Below are 18,120 nucleotides of genomic sequence, written 5' to 3'. Positions count from 1 at the left end.
CCAATAAAAAGCGTTGCGAGACGGCACAGACGTGTGTGTTGGTCACATCCGGATGCCTGTTGTATACACGTTCGTGCTCAGTCGTTGGGCAGAACGCGACCGGGGCGAGAGCGAGCGAGCGCGTCCGCCGAGCCGGGATCGATCGGCAGTAGTCGGGGTCGAAAGTCGAGAGATAGTCAGGTATACGGTTCCGTCGTCGACGTATCGTCGTCGGAATCGGCCGCTCGCCGCCGATTATTCGTGTCGTGGGTACACGTCTCACACAACCTTTAACGCGACCGAAACACGTATACTGGGTATGGACTCCGACAGTCCCGTGAACGCGCGCATCGCCGGCCAGTCGAACGCCGACCTCGGCGTCCGCTTTACAGCCGGCAATCCGCGCAATCTCTTTACATGGGCCCGTCGGAAATCCCTCGGCGTGGACTCCGCGTGGTGGTCACCCGACCACCGCGAGTCGCACGCGTCCCACCGCCACCCCGACGGTCAGGGCTATCGTCCCTAAATGAGCACGTCACGCCACCCCGTCGCCCTGCGATTAGAACGGCAGGTCGGGAGCGCGACGAAGCTGCTCGCGACCGTGATGGTGCTGCCGCTCGTCGACGGCATCTTCCCCGCGTTGGTCGTCGCCGGCGTTCTCGGATCCGCCACCGGCGTCGTCGAGACGGGTATCCTGATCTTCGGCGGCTCCGCGACCGCCGCGGTGATCCTCGCGGAGATGGACGGCTCCCGCCGGGAGATGGTCGCCTCCGTGCTGCTGATCGGCGCGGTCATCATCCCGGTCGCCGCCGTGGAGGCCGCCCTCGCGCCGACGCTCAGGGGGCTCCTCGATCTGGCCGTCTTCGAGCGGTTCGCCGGGCTGGTCATCCTGACCATCGCCGCCAAGACCGCCAGCTCGGAGATCGGCGAGTACCTGCCGAGCCCGGGCGTCATCATCGGGCTCGGGCTCGTCGCGAGCTTCAACCCGTCCGGCTTCGCGTTAGAGACGTCGACCGAGTACGTCGTCAACGGCACCGCGGCCGCCGGCGTCGGCGTCGCGTTCGCGCTGTCGATCGCGCTGCTGTCGCCGCACCTCCGCGGCCGCGTCGACATCGACCGGTTCCGATTCGGCTCCGCGGTCGCGCTGGGCGTGCTCGCCCTGCCCATCCTGCTCGGCCCGTTCGACCTCATGCAGACGGAAGCGCCGGTCGCGCTCGCGGTGCTCGCGGTGACGACCCTCTTCGCCTACGACCCGGACGCGGGCGGGCTGGAGGGCGTTACCGACGTCGACGACGGACCGGACGGCGACTCGCCGGACGACGCAGCGGCGGACGGGTCCGGCGACGACCCAGACCCGTCGGACGACGGCCCGACCGACGCCGGCGAGGCGGACGACGCGTCGCCGAGCGAACCCCCTCTCGACGCGCCGCCAGAGGGGCCGTCGCCCGTCGTCGACGACGACGTGGCCGTCCTCGCGAACGGCGGGGAGGGCCGGGAGACCGACGACGAGGGGTCGGACCCCTTCGCCGACGACGACTCCCGCGCGCCGTGGCTGTAGCTCGGGGACAGTCGCCGGAGCGTCGCTCGCGAGACCCCCTCACCCTCACCGCGCGTGTCGCCGGGGTTTAGGCACTCGACGCCGAACGACCGGTATGTCTAACCGCGTCGTTCAGGGGCGGATGGTGACGCCCGAGAAGCTCGCAGAGCTGGTCGAAGGAGAATCCGTGCTGGAGGCCGAATCGATCGCGGACGCCGACCGCGACTGCCCGGAGTGCGGCGGCGACGTCATCTCGGTCGGCTACATGCCGAGCGTGACCGAGTTCGTCACCGGGTTCAAATGCCAGGACTGCGACTGGAGCGACGACGACCGGGAGTAGCGCCGGTCGCTGATTGCTCCGGCGAGCCGCCGAACGAGCCGTTCGCCTCGGAGCGACGAGCGCGTCGCCGTCCCTCGATCGCCTTCGATCGAAACCCCTTTATCCGCGTTTCGGCAATCGTCTGATGCGAGATCACGCGGGGCTGTGGCCAAGCCAGGCATGGCGACTGACTCCAGAGGCTTGCGCCCGGGACGACACTCCAGACTGATATACCGAGCGGCCGACTGATCATCGGTCGCGTTGACGACCCTCTGGAGTTCCGAGGCGCACCGGAGATATCAGTCGATCGGGGGTTCAAATCCCTCCGGCCCCACTTCCTTCCGTCGCGATCAACACCGCGAGCGACGGTGACGTGCTGAGGAGTGATTTGGCCCCAGAGGACGACCGGAGCGAAGTCCTCGCGGTTCACAATCTCTCCGGCCCGACTTCACCATGAGACCGTCCTGAGCCAGAGGTAAATCCAGAGCCGAAGATCCGCGAGTCCGTGAGCGGCGGACCGGTCACCGAGCGCCGGCGCGAGCGTTTCGACGCGGCGTGGCGGATGACCCCCTTCGCCGTCTTCCGCGACCGTGCGCTCGCGTCGGTGGCGCGGCCCCGAGCCCGCCGTCTCGGTACCGGTCTATAGCCCTCAACGGCCGTCTATCGGGCTCATAGTTCGTTTTATGATCGGCGGGCGCGTACCGCCGACCGATGGGAGCGAACAGTGACGTTCGGCTGCGGTGTCGAGTCGCGGCGGAACCGCACGGCGGTCGGGCCGTGACGCTGCGCGGTCCGGACGGGCGGACGTATCACGCGATCGATGCGGCGGAGGCGGCGCGCGAGCGCGTCGCGGAGCTGCGGGCGGGCGACACCGTCGAGGTCGCCCTCGAACCGGTCCGGTGTCGCGGGGACGGCTGGCGGGTCACGCGGGTGTTCGCGCGCGAAGAGAGCGACGAGCGGCCCGCCGCGGCCGCACACGGTGACCGGTCCGCGAGCGCACGGCCACCTCGGTGACGCGTCCGAGCCACCGCGGTATCGCGACCGGCACCGGGCCGGCGGGATCAGCGGCGCGAGACGATCCGGCCGGCCACCACGCCGACGAGCGCGATCATCCCCGCCATCGCGAGGTACAGCGCCAACCCGATCACTTCGCCGTTCATCCCGTTCAACCCCGCGAGAACCAGGAACACGACAGCGACGGCTGTGTGGAGCGCGAGCACGCCCGACGGGGCGTTGGCTCCGAGTTCGAATCCGATCTCCATACTCTCGCTTCGCGGACCGTCGGAAAAAGTCGTCCGGTCGGGTCGCACGACCGCGTCCGCGATCGGCGCGGTCGTCACACTAAAGCGACCCCGGTCCGACCGCTATTCCGATGACCGACGCCTTCTCTCGACGCGAATGGCTCGCTGCGGTCGGCGCGGCGACGACCGGCGCGGCGGCCGGCTGCGCTTCGCGGAGCGGCCCGCCCGTGGACGCCGACGTCGACCGCGGCGGGGCCGACTCCGGAACCGGCGGCTCGACCGCGCAGACGATCCCGCCAGGGGTGGCGCAGTTCCGCGGATCGCTGGAGCGGTGGGGGTACTACCCCGAGGAGACGGTGCCCGACGCGGTCGAGGAGGCGTGGCGGATCCCGGAGGTGAACACCGGGGAACACCGCGCGGCGAAGGCGAGCGCGGTTCCGCACCCCGACGGGGGCGTCCTCCTGCCGGGCGACACCGGCGACCTGCTGTCGATAACGGCCGACGGTGACGTGCGGTGGCGCGGGGAGACCGAGGCGGACGGCCGCGGGATCCACGGGACGCCGGCGGTCGCGGACGGTCGCGCGTACATCGGCGCGTACGACGGCGTCCTCTACGCGTTCGCGCTCGACTCCGGGGAGCTGGAGTGGTCGACGGACCTCGGCGACGCCATCGGGTCGAGCCCGCTGTACTACGGCGGCGAGCTGTACGTCTCCGTCGAGTTCTACGACCCGGAGGGGCGGATGTTCGCGGTCGACGCGGAGACCGGCGACGTGACGTGGGAGGAGCCGGAGCACCGCCCCACCGACCACCCGCACTCCTCGCCCGCCATCTCGCTCGACGCCGGCCGGATGGTGTGCGGGTCGAACGACGGGTTCCTCTACTGCTGGAGCTTCCCGGACCTGGAGTTCCAGTGGCGGTTCGCGACCGATCCCCCGAGCGAGAACAACGGCGAGATCAAGGGGCCGATCGCGACGTACGACGGCGCGGCCTTCTTCGGGTCGTGGGACTTCAACGTGTACCGGGTGGACCTCGAGACCGGCGAGGAGGACTGGCACTTCGAGACGGGCAACCTCTCGATGACGGGGCCCGCGATCGACCCCGAGCGCGACGTGGTGTACATGGGGAGCCACGACTACCACCTGTACGCGCTCGACGCGTCGACCGGCGAGGTGGAGTGGCGCTTCCGGACCGGCAGCCCCCTGACCGGGTGTGCGACGGTCGTCGGCGACCGCGTGCTGACGGGGTCGAAGGACAGCACCCTCTACGCGCTGGAGGCCGACTCCGGCGACGAGGTGTGGCGAGTCGAACACGACGGGTGGATAACGAGCGCGCCCCGCGTCGTCGACGGCGACGTCTACTACGCCGAGCGCGCACCGGACCCGGACGGCGGCGAGACGGACGGCGGCGGCTACAAGCTCGTCGCGGCGGAGTGAGAGAACTGCGAGTCGCCGCCGGTCACAACACGTCGCCGATCCGGACCGGCTCGCCGTCGAGTTCCGGGTCCTCCGCGACGATGGTCAGGACTTCGTGGTCGGTGACGTCCCGGTACGACTTCCCGGTCGCCTCCTCGATCAGCGTCTTCTCCAGTTCGAACTCGGTCCCCTCGTAGACGACGTCGACCCCGCGGTCGGTGAACGTCAGCTCCGTGGTCATGCGCTCGGATACTCGACGTGAGGGGATAAGCGGCACGAACACCGGGAGACGACGGTTCCGAGACGTGTCACCGCGGACCACCCGCGGCGGTCGACCGCCGGTCCCGGTCAGATGGCGTTACAGGCGGCGTCGTGTCCGGACTCGCAGAGTCGTTCGAGCGTCTCGCAGGCCTGTTCGTTCCCGTTCGCGCAGAGGCGTCGAGCGAGCGCGACCGTCGCGGCCGAGGTGGACTCGCCGTCCGAGTCCTCGGGGTCGCTACTTTCCGAGTCGGCGGCAGCGAGCCGGCCGAGACCGCGCGTCCGTTTTCGACGGCTGCTTCGCGTCGAGCGGCTGGATCGGTTCGAGATTTTGTGCCTCCGTGGCATAAATTATTACACGCCGTGGAAACGGATAAATCCGAATCGGGTGTGCGAACGGTACGCACACCGGCCGGAACGGCCCGGCGGTGGCGGGTCGCGCTACGCCGGCAGGGGGCCGCAGGAGAGAGACGCCTCAGTCGTCGTCGTCGCGCATCTCGGAGAGGCGGCCGACGAGGTCGTCGGTGTCGGCGTCGCCCTCGATGGACACCTCGCCGTCGTGGTCGTTCTCGTGGACGTTCACCGCGTCATCCTCGTCGGTGTCGACATCCTGGTCCTTCTGTTCGCTCTCGTCGTACGATCCGAATCCCATGCCTGCCAGTTCGGCGGGGCACTGAAAAGCACCGCGACCGCGGTTCGGTGCGAGTGCGATTCACTCGCGGCCCCCGAAGCGCCCGGCGCGCGCGACGCGGTCTCGCGATCGCGTCCGACGCCCGTCCGACGCCCCGTACCGTTTATACCCGCGGGGCGACTGCTCCCGGTGTGTCGCTGCGAGGAGACGGCCCGATAGAGGAGCTCGCGATCCCCTCGGGAACGACCGTCGAGGAGCACGACCTCGTCGTCGACGGCGACGTGCTCGTGGGCGGCCAGTCGACCGTCGAGCTCGGCGTCCGCGGCCGCAACGTCGCGATCGGCGAGCGCGTGCGCGTCGCCAACGACATCGAGGCCGAGGGCGACTGCCGGCTCGACACCTGGTGTTCCGTCGACGGAAACGTGTTGGTCGGCGAGGACGCGTACCTCGGCGAGCGAGTGACGGTCACCGGCCGCCTGATGGTGTCCGGCGACCTCGACATCGGCGACGACGTGACGATCGAGGAGGGGTTCGAGGCCAACGGCTGGATCGTCATCCGCAACCCGGTCCCGACGATCGTCTTCTACTTCATCGTCCTCTCGCAGCTGCTGCGCGTCGGCGAGACCGACGCGGCCGACGAACTGGCCGAGGCGCTCGCCGACGGCGACGATGTCCGCGACCCCCTCTTGGTCCCGCGGAGCGCCGAGATCGCCGACGACGCGTGGCGCGTGTCGACGCCGGCGACCGTCGGCGACGACTGTCGGCTCCACGGGAACCTCCGCGCGGCGTCGATCCGCGTCGGCGAGCGCAACGAGGTGTTCGGCTCGCTGCGCGCCCGCGAGGACGTCACCGTGGGCGCGGACACGGTGATCCACGGCGACGTGACGACCCGCGGCGGGACCGTGACCGTCGAGGGCGGCGCGCGCGTCCTCGGCGACGTCTCCGCCGGCGATCTCGTGGTGTACGACGGCGCGGAGATTCAGGGGACCCTGAGAGCGCGCGGCGAAATGAAGTTGGTCCAAGAGACGGAGCGGGAGGCCGACGAAGAGGGCGGCGGCAACGGGGACGAGGTCACCGCCGACGACGCGGCGGAGACCGAGGCCGATGGTGTCGACGGCGACGAAGACGAGGCCGCCGAAGGAGAGCGCGCCGACGAGGAGGATACAGGGGAGACCGCGGCGATGAAGGCCGATTCGGCGTCGACGGCGGAGGCGTCCGCCTCGGAAGACGAGACCTGAGCGCGTCGACATTCGGGATCGCTCCGACGTGTACGACGGCGCGCACCGGACGTCCGGGGTCCTCGACAGGCCGACCGGGGAGAACCTGAACGCGGTCGACGTCGACGGGGGCGTCGTCGAGGCCAGCGGAACGGTCCCGCGTCGGTAGCGGCTCGGCGGCGACTACTCTGGCGGTCCAGACCCCGCCAGAGCGGAACGTACACGCTCCGACCCGTCTGATACCTCTCAGTCGCCGTCTCCGTCCGGGGCGGCGACGAACACCTCCTCATCGAGCGCGTCGCAGACGGCGTCCGCGAGCGCCCGGAGGTTCACCGTGTCCTCGCGGTTGTACGAGACGAGCGTCTCCAACGCCGCTTCGTCCCCGCGCTCGTACTCGCGCCAGAGACGGACCGCGTCGCGGCCGGAGATGTCCGGCCGGTCGCGGTCGATCCCGAGCTGCTTTTCGATCGGTTTCAGCCCGCCGGAGAGACCGATCCGCTTCGCGGGATACATCAGGTCGAGGTGCGGCGTATCGATGTCGACGTTGAAGGAGGTCTCGAGGAAGGGAACGTCGAAGCGCGCGCCGTTGAACGTCGCGAGCAGGCTCGCGTCCGCGAACTGCTCCCGGAGCCGGCGCGCGGTGAGGTCGTCGCCGGCGACGAGCGTCGTCGTCTCGCCGCCCTGATGGAAGCTGACCGTGGTCACCCGGTCCCGGCGCTCGTCGAGCCCGGTCGTCTCGATGTCAAAGAAGCAGGTCTCCTCGCGGAAGTTCTCGTACAGTCGCCAGCGCTCGCCGGAGGGGAACTCGCGGTCGAAGTAGGCTGAATCGCCGTCGTCGAGCCGCGCCAGCGCCTCCGCGATGAACGACTCGATCCGGTCGGCGGTGGTCGCGCCGACGCCCGCGACGTCGACGCCGGGGTCGAACGCCTCCCACGTGGTGACGCCCCGCTCCCAGAGGCGTCGTTCGGTCGTCTCGCCCACCCCCTTGACGGGGATGAAGCTGTTCTCGATGCGCATGTCCGTCCCGGAGCGACGCGCGGTGAAAAAGCCGACGGGAGCGGCCGCACGGCCGCGGCCGACGAAGAGCTAACACGGTCCGGGCCCGAGAGCAGCGCGTGAGCGAGCGAACGAACCGACGGGAGCGCGAGGTGCGAGCGACGCGATGAGCCGGACCGACCCGGACGACGTCACGCTGATCGGGCATCGCGCCTGCGCCGGCCAGTACCCGGAGAACACGGTCGGAGCGATCGAACGCGCGTCCCCGCACGTCGACGCCGTCGAGATAGACGTGCGGCGGTGCGCGAGCGGCGAGGTCGTCGTCGTCCACGACGCGGACCTCGGCCGACTCACCGACGCCGCCGGCCCCGTCGCGGACGCCGACTGGGACGAGCTCCGCGACCTGACGGTCCTCGACTCCGCGGCGCCGATTCCGCGGCTCGACGAGGCGCTCGACGCCGCCCCCGACGACCTCGCCGTCAACGTCGAGATCAAGGAGCCGGCCGTCGCGAGCGACGCGCTCGACGCGGCCCGGGGAGCGGCGAACGACGTGCTGTTCTCGTCGTTTCACCCCGAGGCGATGGCGACGCTGCGGAACCGCGCCCCCGAGGCGGCGCGCGCCCTGCTCGTCGCGGACGGAGACGCCGAGCGCGCGGTCGGCGCGGCGACCGACCTCGACTGCGTCGCGCTCCATCCGCCGATCGATCTCGCGACCGAGCCGGGGTTCGTCGCGGCGGCGCACGAGGCCGGACTGCGAGTGAACGCGTGGACCGCGGCCGACCGGGACGACGCCGAGCGACTCCTCGCCGCCGGGGTCGACGGAATCGTCGCCGACCGCTGGGACCTGCTCCCGGGGACGGAGCGATCGTCGCGGGACTAAGTACCTCCCGCCACAACGTTGCGGTATGTGCGGCCGCTACACCCTCTTCACGCCGACCGCCGACCTCGAAGCCCGGTTCGACGCGGACTTCGGCGAGCGCGAGCCGAGCTACAACTGCGCGCCGGGGCAGTCGCTGCCGGTGATCGCGGACGAGGACCCCGGCGAAGCGACCCGGATGGAGTGGGGGCTGACCCCGTCGTGGGCGGACGAGTCGTTCGACCTCATCAACGCCCGCGCGGAGACGGTCCGCGAGAAGCGGAGCTTCGCCGACGCCTTCGAGCGCCGACGCTGTCTCGTCCCCGCCGACGGCTTCTACGAGTGGGTCGGCGGCGACCGGGGCTCCGGGAAGACGCCCTACCGCGTCGCGTTCGACGACGACAGACCGTTCGCGATGGCCGGGATATACGAGCGCTGGGAGCCGCCCACGCCGGAGACCACCCAAACGGGTCTCGGCGCGTTCGGCGGCGGGACCGAGGACGGCGACCCGGACGACGACCCGGGCGCGACGGAGACGTTCGCGATCGTGACCACCGAGCCGAACGACCTCGTCGGGGACCTCCACCACCGGATGGCGGTGATACTCGATCCCGACGCGGGCGAGGAGGAGACGTGGCTCCGCGGCGACGCCGACGAGGCCGCCGCGCTGTTGGACCCGTACCCGGCCGACGAGCTGAGCGCGTTTCCGGTGTCGACCCGGGTGAACTCCCCCGCGGTCGACGCGCCGGAACTGATCGAGCCGGTCGGTTGAGCGGCCGCGTCCGCCGGAGTTGACCTGTCGGGTGCGGACGCGACGTCCGGAACGACGGGCGACGGAAGCGCCGTCAGGCCGCCAGCGAGATGTCCAAGTACAGCATGACGACGACACCGACCATGAGTCCGAGCGTCGCCACGCGCTCGTAACCGCTCCGGTGCGTCTCGGGGATGATCTCGTCGGAGATGACGAACAGCATCGCCCCGGCGGCGAACCCCATCGCGTACGGCAACAGCGGCTCGACCACCGTGACGGCGACGGCCCCGAGTATCGCCAGCGGGATCTCGACGACCCCGGCCCGGATCCCGGCGACCGCGGCGTACAGCCGCCGGTCGAGGCCGGCGTTTATCGCCGCCACGGAGACGGCCAACCCCTCGGGGACGTTCTGGATACCGATCGCGAGCATCAGGGACAGCGCGCTCCCGAGCTGTGCCGGGTCCGCGGCGGCCGCGCCGAACCCGACGCCCACGGCCAACCCCTCGGGCATGTTGTGGAGGGTGATGGCGAGGATGAACAGGACGACCCCGGCCACGCGCTCGTCGTCGATCGGAAGCGTCTCGTCCGGGTCGGCCGCGTCCCGTCGGCGGCCGCCGGTCAGGAGGTAGTGCGCGTGCGGGACCAGCGCGTCGGCGCGGTCGAGGAACAACGCGCCGAGCCCCACGCCGACGAGCGTCGGTACCGGGTTCCCTCCCGAGTACTCCTCGATGCCGGGGAGGATGAGACTGGTGAACGCGGCCGCGAGCATGACGCCGGCCGCGAAGCCGAGCATCCCGTTGAGAGCCCGCCGGGACGGGTGCCTCCAGACGAGGACGAGCGACGCGCCGAGGAGATTCATCGCGGCGATAACGACGCCCCCGAGGAGCGCCTGCGTCAGCGGGGACGTTCCGGCAACCCGGACGAACGCCTCGGTGAGTTCGAGCGCCATCGCCTACCGGGTACTCAGATCACTGTCATAAGTGTTGACCGGGGACGGGGCGAATCGAACGCCGACGGGTTCACCGCTGGGGTCGGTCAGCGCGCCACGAGGTCGACGACCGTCTCGTCGTCGACGACGACGTTGTACGCGCCCTCGTCCTCGTTCCAGAGGACCAGCCCGTTCTCGACGAAGACGACCGACCCGTAGTCGGCCTCGCGGAGGTCGCGGTTCAGCGCCGTCTCGCGGGTACAGACGAGGTAGTGGTCGGTCGCCTGCGAGCCGTCGCCCACGCGGTACAGCGCGTTGTCCCCCTCGCTCAGGTCGTGGCTCAGCTTCACCGCGAGCAGGTTCACTCGGTCGGTGACGTGGCGCTCGGACTCGGCCATGCGCGCGCATCGCTCCGCGCTCGCCTCGACATCGACGCGCCGCCGCCCGTCGGGACGCAGGATCGAGTAGGCGAACTGGACGTCGACGTTGACGAACTCGCCCGGCTCGTCGGTCTCGCCGCGCGCCGCGGCCTCGTCGAGCCGGCGCTGGAACGGCGGGACCGCGAGGTCCGGGGCCACGTCGAACGACCAGCCGGGATCCGTCGGGACCGCGTCGGGCCACAGCCGGAGCGCCGGCGAGTATATCTCGGCGTCGCGTCCCGGTCCGACGCCGTCTCCGTCGCCCGCGACGAGGGCGCGCTCGACCCGTCGGAGCCCGATCGCGGTGTTCCGGTCGGCGGGCGCGAACGCCACGAGGCTCCCGTCGGACGCGAGCGCGTCGAGCGCGGCGTCCGCGACCGCCACCGGATCGGCCAGCTCCGAGAGCACGTTGCCGAAGAGAACGAGGTCGAACGGGTCGTCGGTGGCGGGGTCGGCGGCGTCGGAGCCGGCTCCCTCGCCGCCCCCGTCGGTACCGAGGAAGGCCTCGGCGGTCGTCTCGTGGACCGTCGTCCGGAAGTTGCGACCGGTCTCTTCCAAGAGCCGGTCGAGCACGTCGGTGGCGGCGCTCGGCTCGACGGCGTGGTAGTCGACGACCGCGTCGTCGGGGAGGTAGTCGTGGAGGCCGAGCGCCGGGCCGCCCACGCCCGCGCCCACGTCGAGCACGCGGAGCGCCCGGTCGAGCAGGCCGTTCTGGGTCAGGTCGTCGAGCACGTGGCCGACCGTCGCGTAGTACGCGGGGAGGTGGTAGATCGCGTAGCCGAGCGCCGCGACGCGGTTGTACTCGACCTCGTTCTCGTAGAGGTAGTCGGTCTTCATCCGGCGGACTCGGTCGCGGAGCTCGTCGCCGGACTCGCCGCGGTGCCAGTTCGCGCCGTACTCGCGGACCAGCAGGTCCTCAAGCGCGAACGAGTACGCCTCCGGCAGCGCCTCGGGCCCCCAGCCCGGCGGGTCGACCGATGTCTCCTCGACGGGGACGAACGCCCCGTCGTCGCGCTCCCGGAGCCGGAGGTCGAACGCCTCCTCGCGGAGCGTCTCGCGGACGACCGCCGGGTGCGGCGTCCCCTCGATGTACTCGGCGATCTCTTCGGGGTCGATCGGTCTGACGTTGCGCAGGTAGTTCGCGTTGTTCCGGACCGCGGTTCTGTCGATCATGTGTTCACTCGTGTCGCTTCCGCCCCTCGCGGTCGCCGCGGGCGCGCTCGTAGAGGGCGGCGAACGCCTCGTCGTCGGCCGCGGCGATCTCGGCCGCGGCGTCGGCCACCCCGTCCGCGCCGTCGAAGGCGCGCTGGATCTCCGCGTACACCGCGGGCGACCCCTCTGTGACCGTGTCGGCGACCTCCTCCAGCGCGGCCGAGACCGGCGTGTGGAACTCCTCGCGGACCGGGTCCGCGGCGAGCCGCCACGCGAGCACCGCGGCGTGCGCGCCCGCCTGGACCGTCTCCATGGCCGCGTCGTGTTCGTCCGCGGTCGTCTCGAAGACGTCGTTGCCGCCGGCCTCGATCGAAGCGGTGAGGCCGTCGACCGTCGGGCCGCCCTCGTCGACGACGACCGCGACGTTCCCCGGGACGCGCGGCGGGGCGAACAAGGGGTGGTAGCTCGCGCGTTCGAGGTCGGCGGCGTGCTCGCGCATCGCCGCGAGCGCGTCGGTCATCTCGCCGGAGACGTCGACGATCGCCTCCGCAGCGCGGGGGGCGTACGCCTCGACCGCCGCGGGGACCGCCGACATCGGCACCGCGAGACAGACCGCGTCGTGGGTGCTGTCCCCGTCGGCGTCGACCGTCCGCGCGTCGCGGTCCGCGGCGGCGTCGGCCGCGACGGCGGGGTCGCGGTCGGCGAACGCGACGCTCGCGTCGACCGGCGCGGCGTCGGCCACGACGGTGTCGGCGACCCAGCGTCCGATCTCGCCGGCACCGACCACGAGGAGGTCCATCAGTTACGCGAACGCAGGTGACGCGCCGGTTAAAAGGACTCGCCTCGGGGCGGACGGCCGGTCGCACGCGGCGAGGTCTCGGGCGCGACGACGCGCGACCGGCGTCTCACCCATCCGCGCCGACCCGACCGACCACGCCGGCCCCGGGCGAGATCGACCGGACCGCCGGCAACAGCGCGAGGGCGATGGCCAGCTCCAGCCCGCCGACGGCGAGGAACGCGGGCGTGTAGCCGAACGTCTCCGTGGCGCTCCCGCCGACGAGGAACCCGGTCAGGAAGCCCAGCGAGCCGAACACGTTGAACAGTCCCATCGCCGCGCCGCGGACCTCCGGCTCGACGAGGTCGGTGACGAGCGCCATCGTCGCCGGGGCCATCAGCGCGCCGCAGACGCCGACGCACACCATCAGGCCCGCGGCGAGCGGATATACGGGCGCGACGCCGACGCCGACCGTGACGACGCCGTACGCCAGCGACCCAGCCACCACCGGGAGGAAGCGCCCGATCCGGTCCGAGAGCGCGCCGAACGGCGACTGGAGCAGCGCGAAGGGGACGAAGAAGAGCGCGAGCGTCGCGCCCGCGCCGGCCGCCGACAGCCCGAACGTCGCCGGGTCCTGGAAGTAGTACACGCCGACGAGCGCGAAGAAGCCGGCCGTCAGCCGGTCGACGAAGCCGAACGCGAGCGGCACGAGGAGGCCGGGGGTCGTCCGGGCGCGGGCGAGCACGTCGCGGAAGCCGGCGTCAGCGGACTCGGTCGCCGAACTGCTCGCACTCGTCGTGCCCGCGCGGTCGTCGACGGTCGCGGCGAGCAGCCCCGCGACGGCCAGCACGACCGCGCCGGCGTACACCGGGTAGAGCGCGCCGAGGTCCGCGAGCGAGCCGCCGACGACCGAGCCGACGGCCGCGCCGAGCCCGATGGCGAGCCCCGCGGTCCCCATGTTGCGCCCGTTGCCGCCGCGGAGGTCCATCAACAGCGTGATCGAGAGCGAGAACGCGCCGATGGTGAGCGCGCCCCCGACGGCCCTGACGAGGAGCGCGGCCTCGAAGCCGAGCCCGAGCCCGGGCAGCGATGCGAGCGCGATGTACGAGGCCGCGCCGCCGAGCGCGCCGACCACGATCAGCGGGGTCCGCCTGCCGAGCGCGTCCGAGAGCGCGCCCCAGACGACCGCGAACGCGACGAACGCGCCGAACTCCGCGACGAGGAACCACATGCCGGCGTCGATGCCCGCGGGCGCGCCGAGCGCGACGACGAGGGCCGGCACGCCGGGGTAGAGGAGGACCTGCGAGATCAGCACCGCGAGGACGACCGCGCCGAGGCGACGCCGGTCGCCTCGGCGCGCTCGTCGTCGCTCATCAGTTTATAAAAGGCCGCGAACGGGCAAAAGGCCGGCGCTCCGGACGGCGCGATCGGGGTGGCGACTCGGACGGGCGAGGACGGCGCTGCGGCTCAGAGCTCGGCGTCGATCGCCGACGCGATCGTCGCGGCCTCGTACCCACCCTCGACCGGGCTCCCGTTCACGAAGATGGTCGGCGTCCCCTCGACGCCCATCGACTCGCCCTCCGAGCGGTCGGCTGCCGACGCCTCACCGTAGGACGCGAACCGCGCGTCCGACATCGCCGCACAGGGGTCTGCGCCCGCGGCCTCCGCGGCGGCACCGACCGCCTCTCCGCTGTAGCTTGCCTGCGACTCGTAGGCGGCCGAAGCGAACTCGAAGAACGCCTCGTCACCGTTGCGGACGCCGACACCGCGTGCTGCGCTCGCGACAGGGACCGCCCACATCTCGTCGACCGGAATCGGCCAGTCCCAGTGTTCGTACCGAACGTCGCCGGATTCGACGTACTCCTCGCGAATCGCCGGGAAGTGGTTGAGCGTGTAGTTCGCGCAGTGGCCACAGGTAAAGTCCTCGAACACCTGGACGACCACGTCCGACTCGGGGTTACCGAGCGTCGGTCGGTAGTCGATGTCCGGGTCCGACGACTCCTCCAACTCGCAGTCGTACTCGCCCGTGTCGAGTTCGACGCCGCTGAGGTCGAGGCTGGTACCGCCGCCGCCGAGACAGCCGGTCGCGCCGACGACGCCGACCGTCGCACCGGCCGCGAGCAGGGACCGCCGCGTGCGTTCCATGTCCGCCGGTGGGGGTGGGACGCACTTAACCGCACCGTGACCCGCCCGGTTCGCCGGGAGACCGGACCGGGAACGCAGCGGGGGCACCGAGCGCGGGACGCGCCGGGACTCGCGCGGCCCGCGACCGACGGTGACGCCGCTCCCGAACCCTTTTGCCGTCCCCTGTCGACGCCCACGTATGAGCGACTGGGACCTCGACCTGCGGGACGCCGAGGCGAAGATGGATGAGGCGTTCGCGGCGGCCGGCGACGTCGTCCTCGGCGTCTTGGACGGCACGACCGACCCGGAGGAGTGGGTCCGCAGCGTCGACTACGGGAACACGCTGGTGTTGTCGATCGATGGCGACCTCAACGAGCTCGCCGCCGGCTTCGCCCGCGACGTGAAGGACATGGACGGCGATCTGATGCACTTCCGCGGCTTCCTCGTCGTCACGCCGCCGGGCGTGAGCATCGACACCGACCGGCTCGGCGGCGACGGCGACGGAGACGAACGCGGCGACGGCGACGACTCCGGCGACGGCGGCGACATCGAACGCAACGGCGGGAGCGGCGAGCCGGAGGGAGGAGACGAGGCGGACGCCGACCAGGCCTGAGCGGCGCGCCGACGGACGCGGACGCTTCGCGGTGCGACTCGCGTCGGCTACCCCTCCCCGACCATCCGGTCCTCCTCGTCCCACTCGCGCTCGCGCAGCTCGTACTTCTGGATCTTCCCGGTCGCGGTCGTCGGGAGCTTGGCGACGAACTCCACCTCGCCGGGCGTCTTGTAGTCGGCGACGCGCTCGCGGACGAACGCCCTGAGCTCCTCCGGCGTCGCGCCCGCGTCGTCGGGGTCGCCGCTCTCGGGGACGACGAACGCCTTCGGCGTCTCGCCCCAGCGCTCGTCGGGCGCGGGGATGACGGCCACGTCGGAGACGACGTCGTGTTCGAAGAGGGTGTCCTCTAACTCGATCGAGGAGATGTTCTCCCCGCCGGAGATGATGATGTCCTTCTTCCGGTCCTGGATCGAGACGAACCCGTCCTCGTCGACGACGGCCAGGTCGCCCATGTGGTAGTACCCCTCCAAGCGCTCGGAGAACGCCTGCTCGGTGGCCTCCGGCTTGTTCCAGTAGCGGTCCATCACCTGGTTGCCGCGCACGACGATCTCGCCGATCGTCTCGCCGTCGGCGGCCACGTCCTCCCCGTTCTCGTCGACGACGCGCACGTCGGTGCCGAGGTAGCCGATCCCCTGCGTCTTCTTCACCGCGAAGCGGTCGTCCGAGTCCGCCTCGAAGTGGCGCTTCGCGTCCGAGGTGGTGATCAGCGGGCCCGTCTCGGTCGCCCCGTACACGTGTTTGAGGTCCCAGCCGAACTCCTCCTCGACGGTGCGGATGGTCGCCTCCGGCGGCGCCGCGCCCGCGGTGGCGACCCGCACGTCGTTGTCGCCGGCCGTCGCGCCGCCGCGGTCGGCGTAGTGGTCGCCGAGCATGTTGAGGACCGTCGGGGCCGCACAGAAGTACGACACGTCCTCGCCGCGGATCCGGTCGAACGTCTCGGCGACGTCGACCCCGCGGGTACAGACGTGGCGAGCGCCGGCCCCCGTGATCGCGTAGATGTGTCCCCACCCGTTGACGTGGAACATCGGGAGCGTCCAGAGGTAGACGTCGTCGTCGGTGATCTCCTGATGGATCGAGATGAGGTAGGCGTGGAGCGTCTCGGCGCGATGGGTGCGGCAGACGCCCTTCGGGTCGCCGGTTGTCCCCGAGGTGTAGTTGATCGTGATCACCTCGTCCTCGTCCATCTCCGGGCGTTCGTAGGCGTCGGGGTCCGCGTCGTCGAGCGCCGCGTCGAACGACTCCCAGTCGCCCTCGACGGCGTCGGCGTCGTTCGTGAGGAACGTCTCGGTGGGCACCTCGTCGCGGATCGCCTCGACGTTCGCGGCGTACTCGGCGTCGGCGTAGATGGCGTCGACGCCCGCGTCGGAGAGCATGTACGAGAAGTCGCTCGGCGTGAGCCGGTAGTTCAGCGGCGCGTGGATCGCGCCGACCTGCATCGCGCCGTAGGCGGCCTCCAGGTGGTAGTGCGTGTTCGGGTCCAACACCGCGACCCGGTCGCCCTTCTCGACGCCGCGCGCCTGAAGCGCGGCGGAGAAGCGGTCGGCGCGCTCGCCGAGTTCCGCGTAGGTGTACCGCGTCCCGTCGACGGCGAGAACCGCCTCCTCGTCGGCGTAGTGTCGCCGCGCCCGGTCCAGAAAGTCGGTCGTCAACAGCGGCTTGTACATCGTCTGTCACTATCGATGATGTGTAATATCCTTTGCGGCCGACGCAAGGGAGGGGCGGTCGCGGGACGCTTTTGTCGGTCGCCCGCAGAGATGCGGAGAATGAGCGACGAGTCCGGCGGGTCGGCGTTCGGCGAGGGGTACGTGATTCCGATCGCGGGGCTGCTGGCGTTCGCCTTCGCGCTGATGGCCGGGCTCACCGCGCAGCGGGCGCTCTCCGGCGGTCCGGCCGACGTCGCCGTGACGGTCGGCTTCGCCGCCGTGGCGGTCCTCGCGCTGCGGATACGGACCAAGGCCGTCGCGGCGCGCTCGGAGGGCGACGAGGAAGAGGCGTGACTCGGACGTGCGGACGGTCGATTCGGCCGGCCGCACGGGGGAGCTTCGCCGCTGTCGACGCGTGGACGAATCGCACACCGGCGGCGGGATCAGAACCCTTAACAGTCACACGCGATTGTGCTACGATAGCGGGATGGGATAGCCAGGAGATTCCGCCGGGCTCATAACCCGGAGATCGGTAGTTCAAATCTACCTCCCGCTACTTCTGGCTGACCGCTATTCTTCTAGCACCGTCTCCGTCTTCCGGATCCGCCGCCATCGAACCCGGAAGCGATTTCCGTCGCGCTGTCGTTCTCCCCGGTATGGATTACGAATCGAGCCTCGACCGCGCGATGGAGGAGGTACCGGACCTCGGCGGTTCCGACGAGCGACTGTCGGTCCCCGACCCCGAAGCGCAGAAGGACGGAGCGTTCACCCGTCTGACGAACCTCTCCGGAATCGCGGACGCGCTGAGCCGCGACCCCGAACACGTCCACTCGAAGATCCAGCAGGAACTCGGCACCGCGGGCCAGTACGAGGACGGCCGCGCGCGCTACAGCGGGAACTTCCGCGAGCGCGACTTCCAGGCCGCCATCGACTCGTACATCGAGTCGTTCGTCACCTGCTCGGAGTGCGGCCTCCCCGACACCCGGCTGGAGACCGAGAACCGCACGCCGATGCTCCGCTGTGAGGCCTGCGGGGCCTTCCGCCCGGTGGCGAAGCAGAACACCTCGAACACCCAGCGACAGGAGGACGCCGTCGAGTCGGGCAACACGTACGAACTCGAGATCGTCGGCACCGGTCGCAAGGGCGACGGCGTCGCCGAGCGCGGCGAGTACACGATCTTCGTTCCCGGCGCGCAGGAGGGCGAGACCGTGACCGCCTACATCAAGAACGTCTCCGGTAACCTCGCGTTCGCTCGCCGCGAGAGCTAAA

General features: G+C 70.9%; 22 protein-coding genes and 2 tRNA genes. 13 read left to right on the top strand and 11 right to left on the bottom strand.

Translation table 11 applies throughout. From position 1 onward, the window contains the following. Positions 1-298 precede the first annotated feature (298 nt). From C464_RS08640 to C464_RS08625, 5 genes are all read left to right on the top strand, one after another. Complete coding sequence (locus tag C464_RS08640; protein WP_006113292.1) at positions 299-505, top strand: hypothetical protein; 207 nt, start codon at positions 299-301, stop codon at positions 503-505. Then, entirely contained in the window at positions 506-1,537 is a 1,032-nt protein-coding gene (locus C464_RS08635; protein ID WP_006113290.1) for a DUF5794 domain-containing protein, read from the top strand. A 94-nt stretch (positions 1,538-1,631) separates the two neighbouring features. Beyond that, the gene (locus tag C464_RS08630) at positions 1,632-1,856 is read left to right on the top strand and encodes a DUF5795 family protein (protein WP_006113289.1); all 225 of its coding nucleotides are present in this window, start codon (positions 1,632-1,634) and stop codon (positions 1,854-1,856) included. Positions 1,857-1,994: 138 nt separating this feature from the next. Then, positions 1,995-2,169, top strand: a tRNA-Trp gene (locus C464_RS18500). Between the two features lie 377 nt (positions 2,170-2,546). Next, positions 2,547-2,849 carry a hypothetical protein gene (locus C464_RS08625; RefSeq protein WP_006113288.1) on the top strand — a complete coding sequence of 101 codons (303 nt, stop codon included), beginning with the start codon at positions 2,547-2,549 and terminating at the stop codon, positions 2,847-2,849. A gap of 47 nt (positions 2,850-2,896) precedes the next feature. Here C464_RS08625 and C464_RS08620 read toward each other — a convergent pair whose 3' ends face one another. After that, entirely contained in the window at positions 2,897-3,097 is a 201-nt protein-coding gene (locus C464_RS08620; RefSeq protein WP_049910991.1) for a hypothetical protein, read from the bottom strand. Positions 3,098-3,207: 110 nt separating this feature from the next. Between C464_RS08620 and C464_RS08615 the strand changes: the two genes are divergently transcribed. Further along, positions 3,208-4,509, top strand: coding sequence for an outer membrane protein assembly factor BamB family protein (locus C464_RS08615; protein ID WP_006113286.1), 1,302 nt, complete (start codon positions 3,208-3,210; stop codon positions 4,507-4,509). 22 nt (positions 4,510-4,531) lie between these two features. On the opposite strand, the gene C464_RS08610 is transcribed toward C464_RS08615, so the two are convergent. From C464_RS08610 to C464_RS08600, 3 genes are all read right to left on the bottom strand, one after another. After that, entirely contained in the window at positions 4,532-4,729 is a 198-nt protein-coding gene (locus C464_RS08610) for a DUF5800 family protein (protein ID WP_006113285.1), read from the bottom strand. A gap of 107 nt (positions 4,730-4,836) precedes the next feature. Further along, entirely contained in the window at positions 4,837-5,094 is a 258-nt protein-coding gene (locus tag C464_RS19215) for a hypothetical protein (RefSeq protein WP_006113284.1), read from the bottom strand. A gap of 127 nt (positions 5,095-5,221) precedes the next feature. Then, the gene (locus C464_RS08600) at positions 5,222-5,398 is read right to left on the bottom strand and encodes a DUF5786 family protein (protein ID WP_006113283.1); all 177 of its coding nucleotides are present in this window, start codon (positions 5,396-5,398) and stop codon (positions 5,222-5,224) included. Between the two features lie 170 nt (positions 5,399-5,568). Between C464_RS08600 and C464_RS08595 the strand changes: the two genes are divergently transcribed. Continuing rightward, the gene (locus C464_RS08595; protein WP_006113282.1) at positions 5,569-6,615 is read left to right on the top strand and encodes a polymer-forming cytoskeletal protein; all 1,047 of its coding nucleotides are present in this window, start codon (positions 5,569-5,571) and stop codon (positions 6,613-6,615) included. Between the two features lie 225 nt (positions 6,616-6,840). Here C464_RS08595 and C464_RS08590 read toward each other — a convergent pair whose 3' ends face one another. Then, a complete protein-coding gene (locus C464_RS08590; RefSeq protein WP_006113280.1) occupies positions 6,841-7,611 on the bottom strand; it encodes a ribonuclease H-like domain-containing protein in 771 nt (256 codons plus the stop codon). A 145-nt stretch (positions 7,612-7,756) separates the two neighbouring features. On the opposite strand from C464_RS08590, the gene C464_RS08585 reads away from it, so the two are divergent. Together C464_RS08585 and C464_RS08580 are read left to right on the top strand one after the other, a co-directional pair. After that, on the top strand, positions 7,757-8,470 hold the full coding sequence (locus C464_RS08585) for a glycerophosphodiester phosphodiesterase (protein WP_006113279.1): 714 nt from the start codon (positions 7,757-7,759) through the stop codon (positions 8,468-8,470). 25 nt (positions 8,471-8,495) lie between these two features. Then, positions 8,496-9,218 carry an SOS response-associated peptidase gene (locus C464_RS08580; protein ID WP_006113278.1) on the top strand — a complete coding sequence of 241 codons (723 nt, stop codon included), beginning with the start codon at positions 8,496-8,498 and terminating at the stop codon, positions 9,216-9,218. 73 nt (positions 9,219-9,291) lie between these two features. Here the strand turns inward: C464_RS08580 and C464_RS08575 are convergent, their stop codons facing one another. The 5 genes from C464_RS08575 to C464_RS08555 all read right to left on the bottom strand — a co-directional run bounded on the left by C464_RS08575 (position 9,292) and on the right by C464_RS08555 (position 14,616). Continuing rightward, on the bottom strand, positions 9,292-10,146 hold the full coding sequence (locus tag C464_RS08575) for a ZIP family metal transporter (RefSeq protein WP_006113276.1): 855 nt from the start codon (positions 10,144-10,146) through the stop codon (positions 9,292-9,294). Between the two features lie 86 nt (positions 10,147-10,232). Further along, positions 10,233-11,717 carry a small ribosomal subunit Rsm22 family protein gene (locus tag C464_RS08570; RefSeq protein ID WP_006113275.1) on the bottom strand — a complete coding sequence of 495 codons (1,485 nt, stop codon included), beginning with the start codon at positions 11,715-11,717 and terminating at the stop codon, positions 10,233-10,235. 4 nt (positions 11,718-11,721) lie between these two features. Continuing rightward, positions 11,722-12,495 (bottom strand): prephenate dehydrogenase, encoded by a 774-nt coding sequence (locus tag C464_RS08565; protein ID WP_006113274.1) that lies wholly within the window; start codon positions 12,493-12,495, stop codon positions 11,722-11,724. A gap of 106 nt (positions 12,496-12,601) precedes the next feature. Further along, positions 12,602-13,786 (bottom strand): MFS transporter, encoded by a 1,185-nt coding sequence (locus tag C464_RS08560; RefSeq protein ID WP_006113273.1) that lies wholly within the window; start codon positions 13,784-13,786, stop codon positions 12,602-12,604. Positions 13,787-13,938: 152 nt separating this feature from the next. Continuing rightward, positions 13,939-14,616: a DsbA family protein gene (locus tag C464_RS08555; protein WP_006113272.1), complete on the bottom strand. Its 678-nt coding sequence runs from the start codon at positions 14,614-14,616 to the stop codon at positions 13,939-13,941. Positions 14,617-14,794: 178 nt separating this feature from the next. On the opposite strand from C464_RS08555, the gene C464_RS08550 reads away from it, so the two are divergent. Then, positions 14,795-15,208, top strand: a complete 414-nt coding sequence (locus tag C464_RS08550; RefSeq protein WP_006113271.1) for a DUF5779 family protein — start codon at positions 14,795-14,797, stop codon at positions 15,206-15,208. Positions 15,209-15,255: 47 nt separating this feature from the next. On the opposite strand, the gene C464_RS08545 is transcribed toward C464_RS08550, so the two are convergent. Beyond that, the gene (locus C464_RS08545) at positions 15,256-16,872 is read right to left on the bottom strand and encodes a long-chain-fatty-acid--CoA ligase (RefSeq protein WP_006113269.1); all 1,617 of its coding nucleotides are present in this window, start codon (positions 16,870-16,872) and stop codon (positions 15,256-15,258) included. Between the two features lie 99 nt (positions 16,873-16,971). Between C464_RS08545 and C464_RS08540 the strand changes: the two genes are divergently transcribed. The 3 genes from C464_RS08540 to C464_RS08530 all read left to right on the top strand — a co-directional run bounded on the left by C464_RS08540 (position 16,972) and on the right by C464_RS08530 (position 18,119). Next, complete coding sequence (locus C464_RS08540; RefSeq protein WP_006113268.1) at positions 16,972-17,205, top strand: hypothetical protein; 234 nt, start codon at positions 16,972-16,974, stop codon at positions 17,203-17,205. 127 nt (positions 17,206-17,332) lie between these two features. Beyond that, positions 17,333-17,407, top strand: a tRNA-Met gene (locus C464_RS08535). A 100-nt stretch (positions 17,408-17,507) separates the two neighbouring features. Next, complete coding sequence (locus C464_RS08530) at positions 17,508-18,119, top strand: translation initiation factor IF-2 subunit beta (protein WP_006113267.1); 612 nt, start codon at positions 17,508-17,510, stop codon at positions 18,117-18,119. Position 18,120: the final 1 nt, after the last annotated feature.

The organism is Halorubrum coriense DSM 10284, from assembly GCF_000337035.1.
Taxonomy (GTDB): Archaea; Halobacteriota; Halobacteria; order Halobacteriales; family Haloferacaceae; genus Halorubrum; species Halorubrum coriense.
This window is presented reverse-complemented; position numbering and strand designations above follow the sequence as displayed.

Coding starts and splice junctions, on each gene's coding strand:
- C464_RS08640 (WP_006113292.1), top strand. CDS start 299: ATGGACTCCGACAGTCCCGTGAACGCGCGCATCGCCGGCCAGTCGAAC.
- C464_RS08635 (WP_006113290.1), top strand. CDS start 506: ATGAGCACGTCACGCCACCCCGTCGCCCTGCGATTAGAACGGCAGGTC.
- C464_RS08630 (WP_006113289.1), top strand. CDS start 1,632: ATGTCTAACCGCGTCGTTCAGGGGCGGATGGTGACGCCCGAGAAGCTC.
- C464_RS08625 (WP_006113288.1), top strand. CDS start 2,547: ATGGGAGCGAACAGTGACGTTCGGCTGCGGTGTCGAGTCGCGGCGGAA.
- C464_RS08620 (WP_049910991.1), bottom strand. CDS start 3,097: ATGGAGATCGGATTCGAACTCGGAGCCAACGCCCCGTCGGGCGTGCTC.
- C464_RS08615 (WP_006113286.1), top strand. CDS start 3,208: ATGACCGACGCCTTCTCTCGACGCGAATGGCTCGCTGCGGTCGGCGCG.
- C464_RS08610 (WP_006113285.1), bottom strand. CDS start 4,729: ATGACCACGGAGCTGACGTTCACCGACCGCGGGGTCGACGTCGTCTAC.
- C464_RS19215 (WP_006113284.1), bottom strand. CDS start 5,094: ATGCCACGGAGGCACAAAATCTCGAACCGATCCAGCCGCTCGACGCGA.
- C464_RS08600 (WP_006113283.1), bottom strand. CDS start 5,398: ATGGGATTCGGATCGTACGACGAGAGCGAACAGAAGGACCAGGATGTC.
- C464_RS08590 (WP_006113280.1), bottom strand. CDS start 7,611: ATGCGCATCGAGAACAGCTTCATCCCCGTCAAGGGGGTGGGCGAGACG.
- C464_RS08585 (WP_006113279.1), top strand. CDS start 7,757: ATGAGCCGGACCGACCCGGACGACGTCACGCTGATCGGGCATCGCGCC.
- C464_RS08580 (WP_006113278.1), top strand. CDS start 8,496: ATGTGCGGCCGCTACACCCTCTTCACGCCGACCGCCGACCTCGAAGCC.
- C464_RS08575 (WP_006113276.1), bottom strand. CDS start 10,146: ATGGCGCTCGAACTCACCGAGGCGTTCGTCCGGGTTGCCGGAACGTCC.
- C464_RS08570 (WP_006113275.1), bottom strand. CDS start 11,717: ATGATCGACAGAACCGCGGTCCGGAACAACGCGAACTACCTGCGCAAC.
- C464_RS08565 (WP_006113274.1), bottom strand. CDS start 12,495: ATGGACCTCCTCGTGGTCGGTGCCGGCGAGATCGGACGCTGGGTCGCC.
- C464_RS08555 (WP_006113272.1), bottom strand. CDS start 14,616: ATGGAACGCACGCGGCGGTCCCTGCTCGCGGCCGGTGCGACGGTCGGC.
- C464_RS08550 (WP_006113271.1), top strand. CDS start 14,795: ATGAGCGACTGGGACCTCGACCTGCGGGACGCCGAGGCGAAGATGGAT.
- C464_RS08545 (WP_006113269.1), bottom strand. CDS start 16,872: ATGTACAAGCCGCTGTTGACGACCGACTTTCTGGACCGGGCGCGGCGA.
- C464_RS08540 (WP_006113268.1), top strand. CDS start 16,972: ATGAGCGACGAGTCCGGCGGGTCGGCGTTCGGCGAGGGGTACGTGATT.
- C464_RS08530 (WP_006113267.1), top strand. CDS start 17,508: ATGGATTACGAATCGAGCCTCGACCGCGCGATGGAGGAGGTACCGGAC.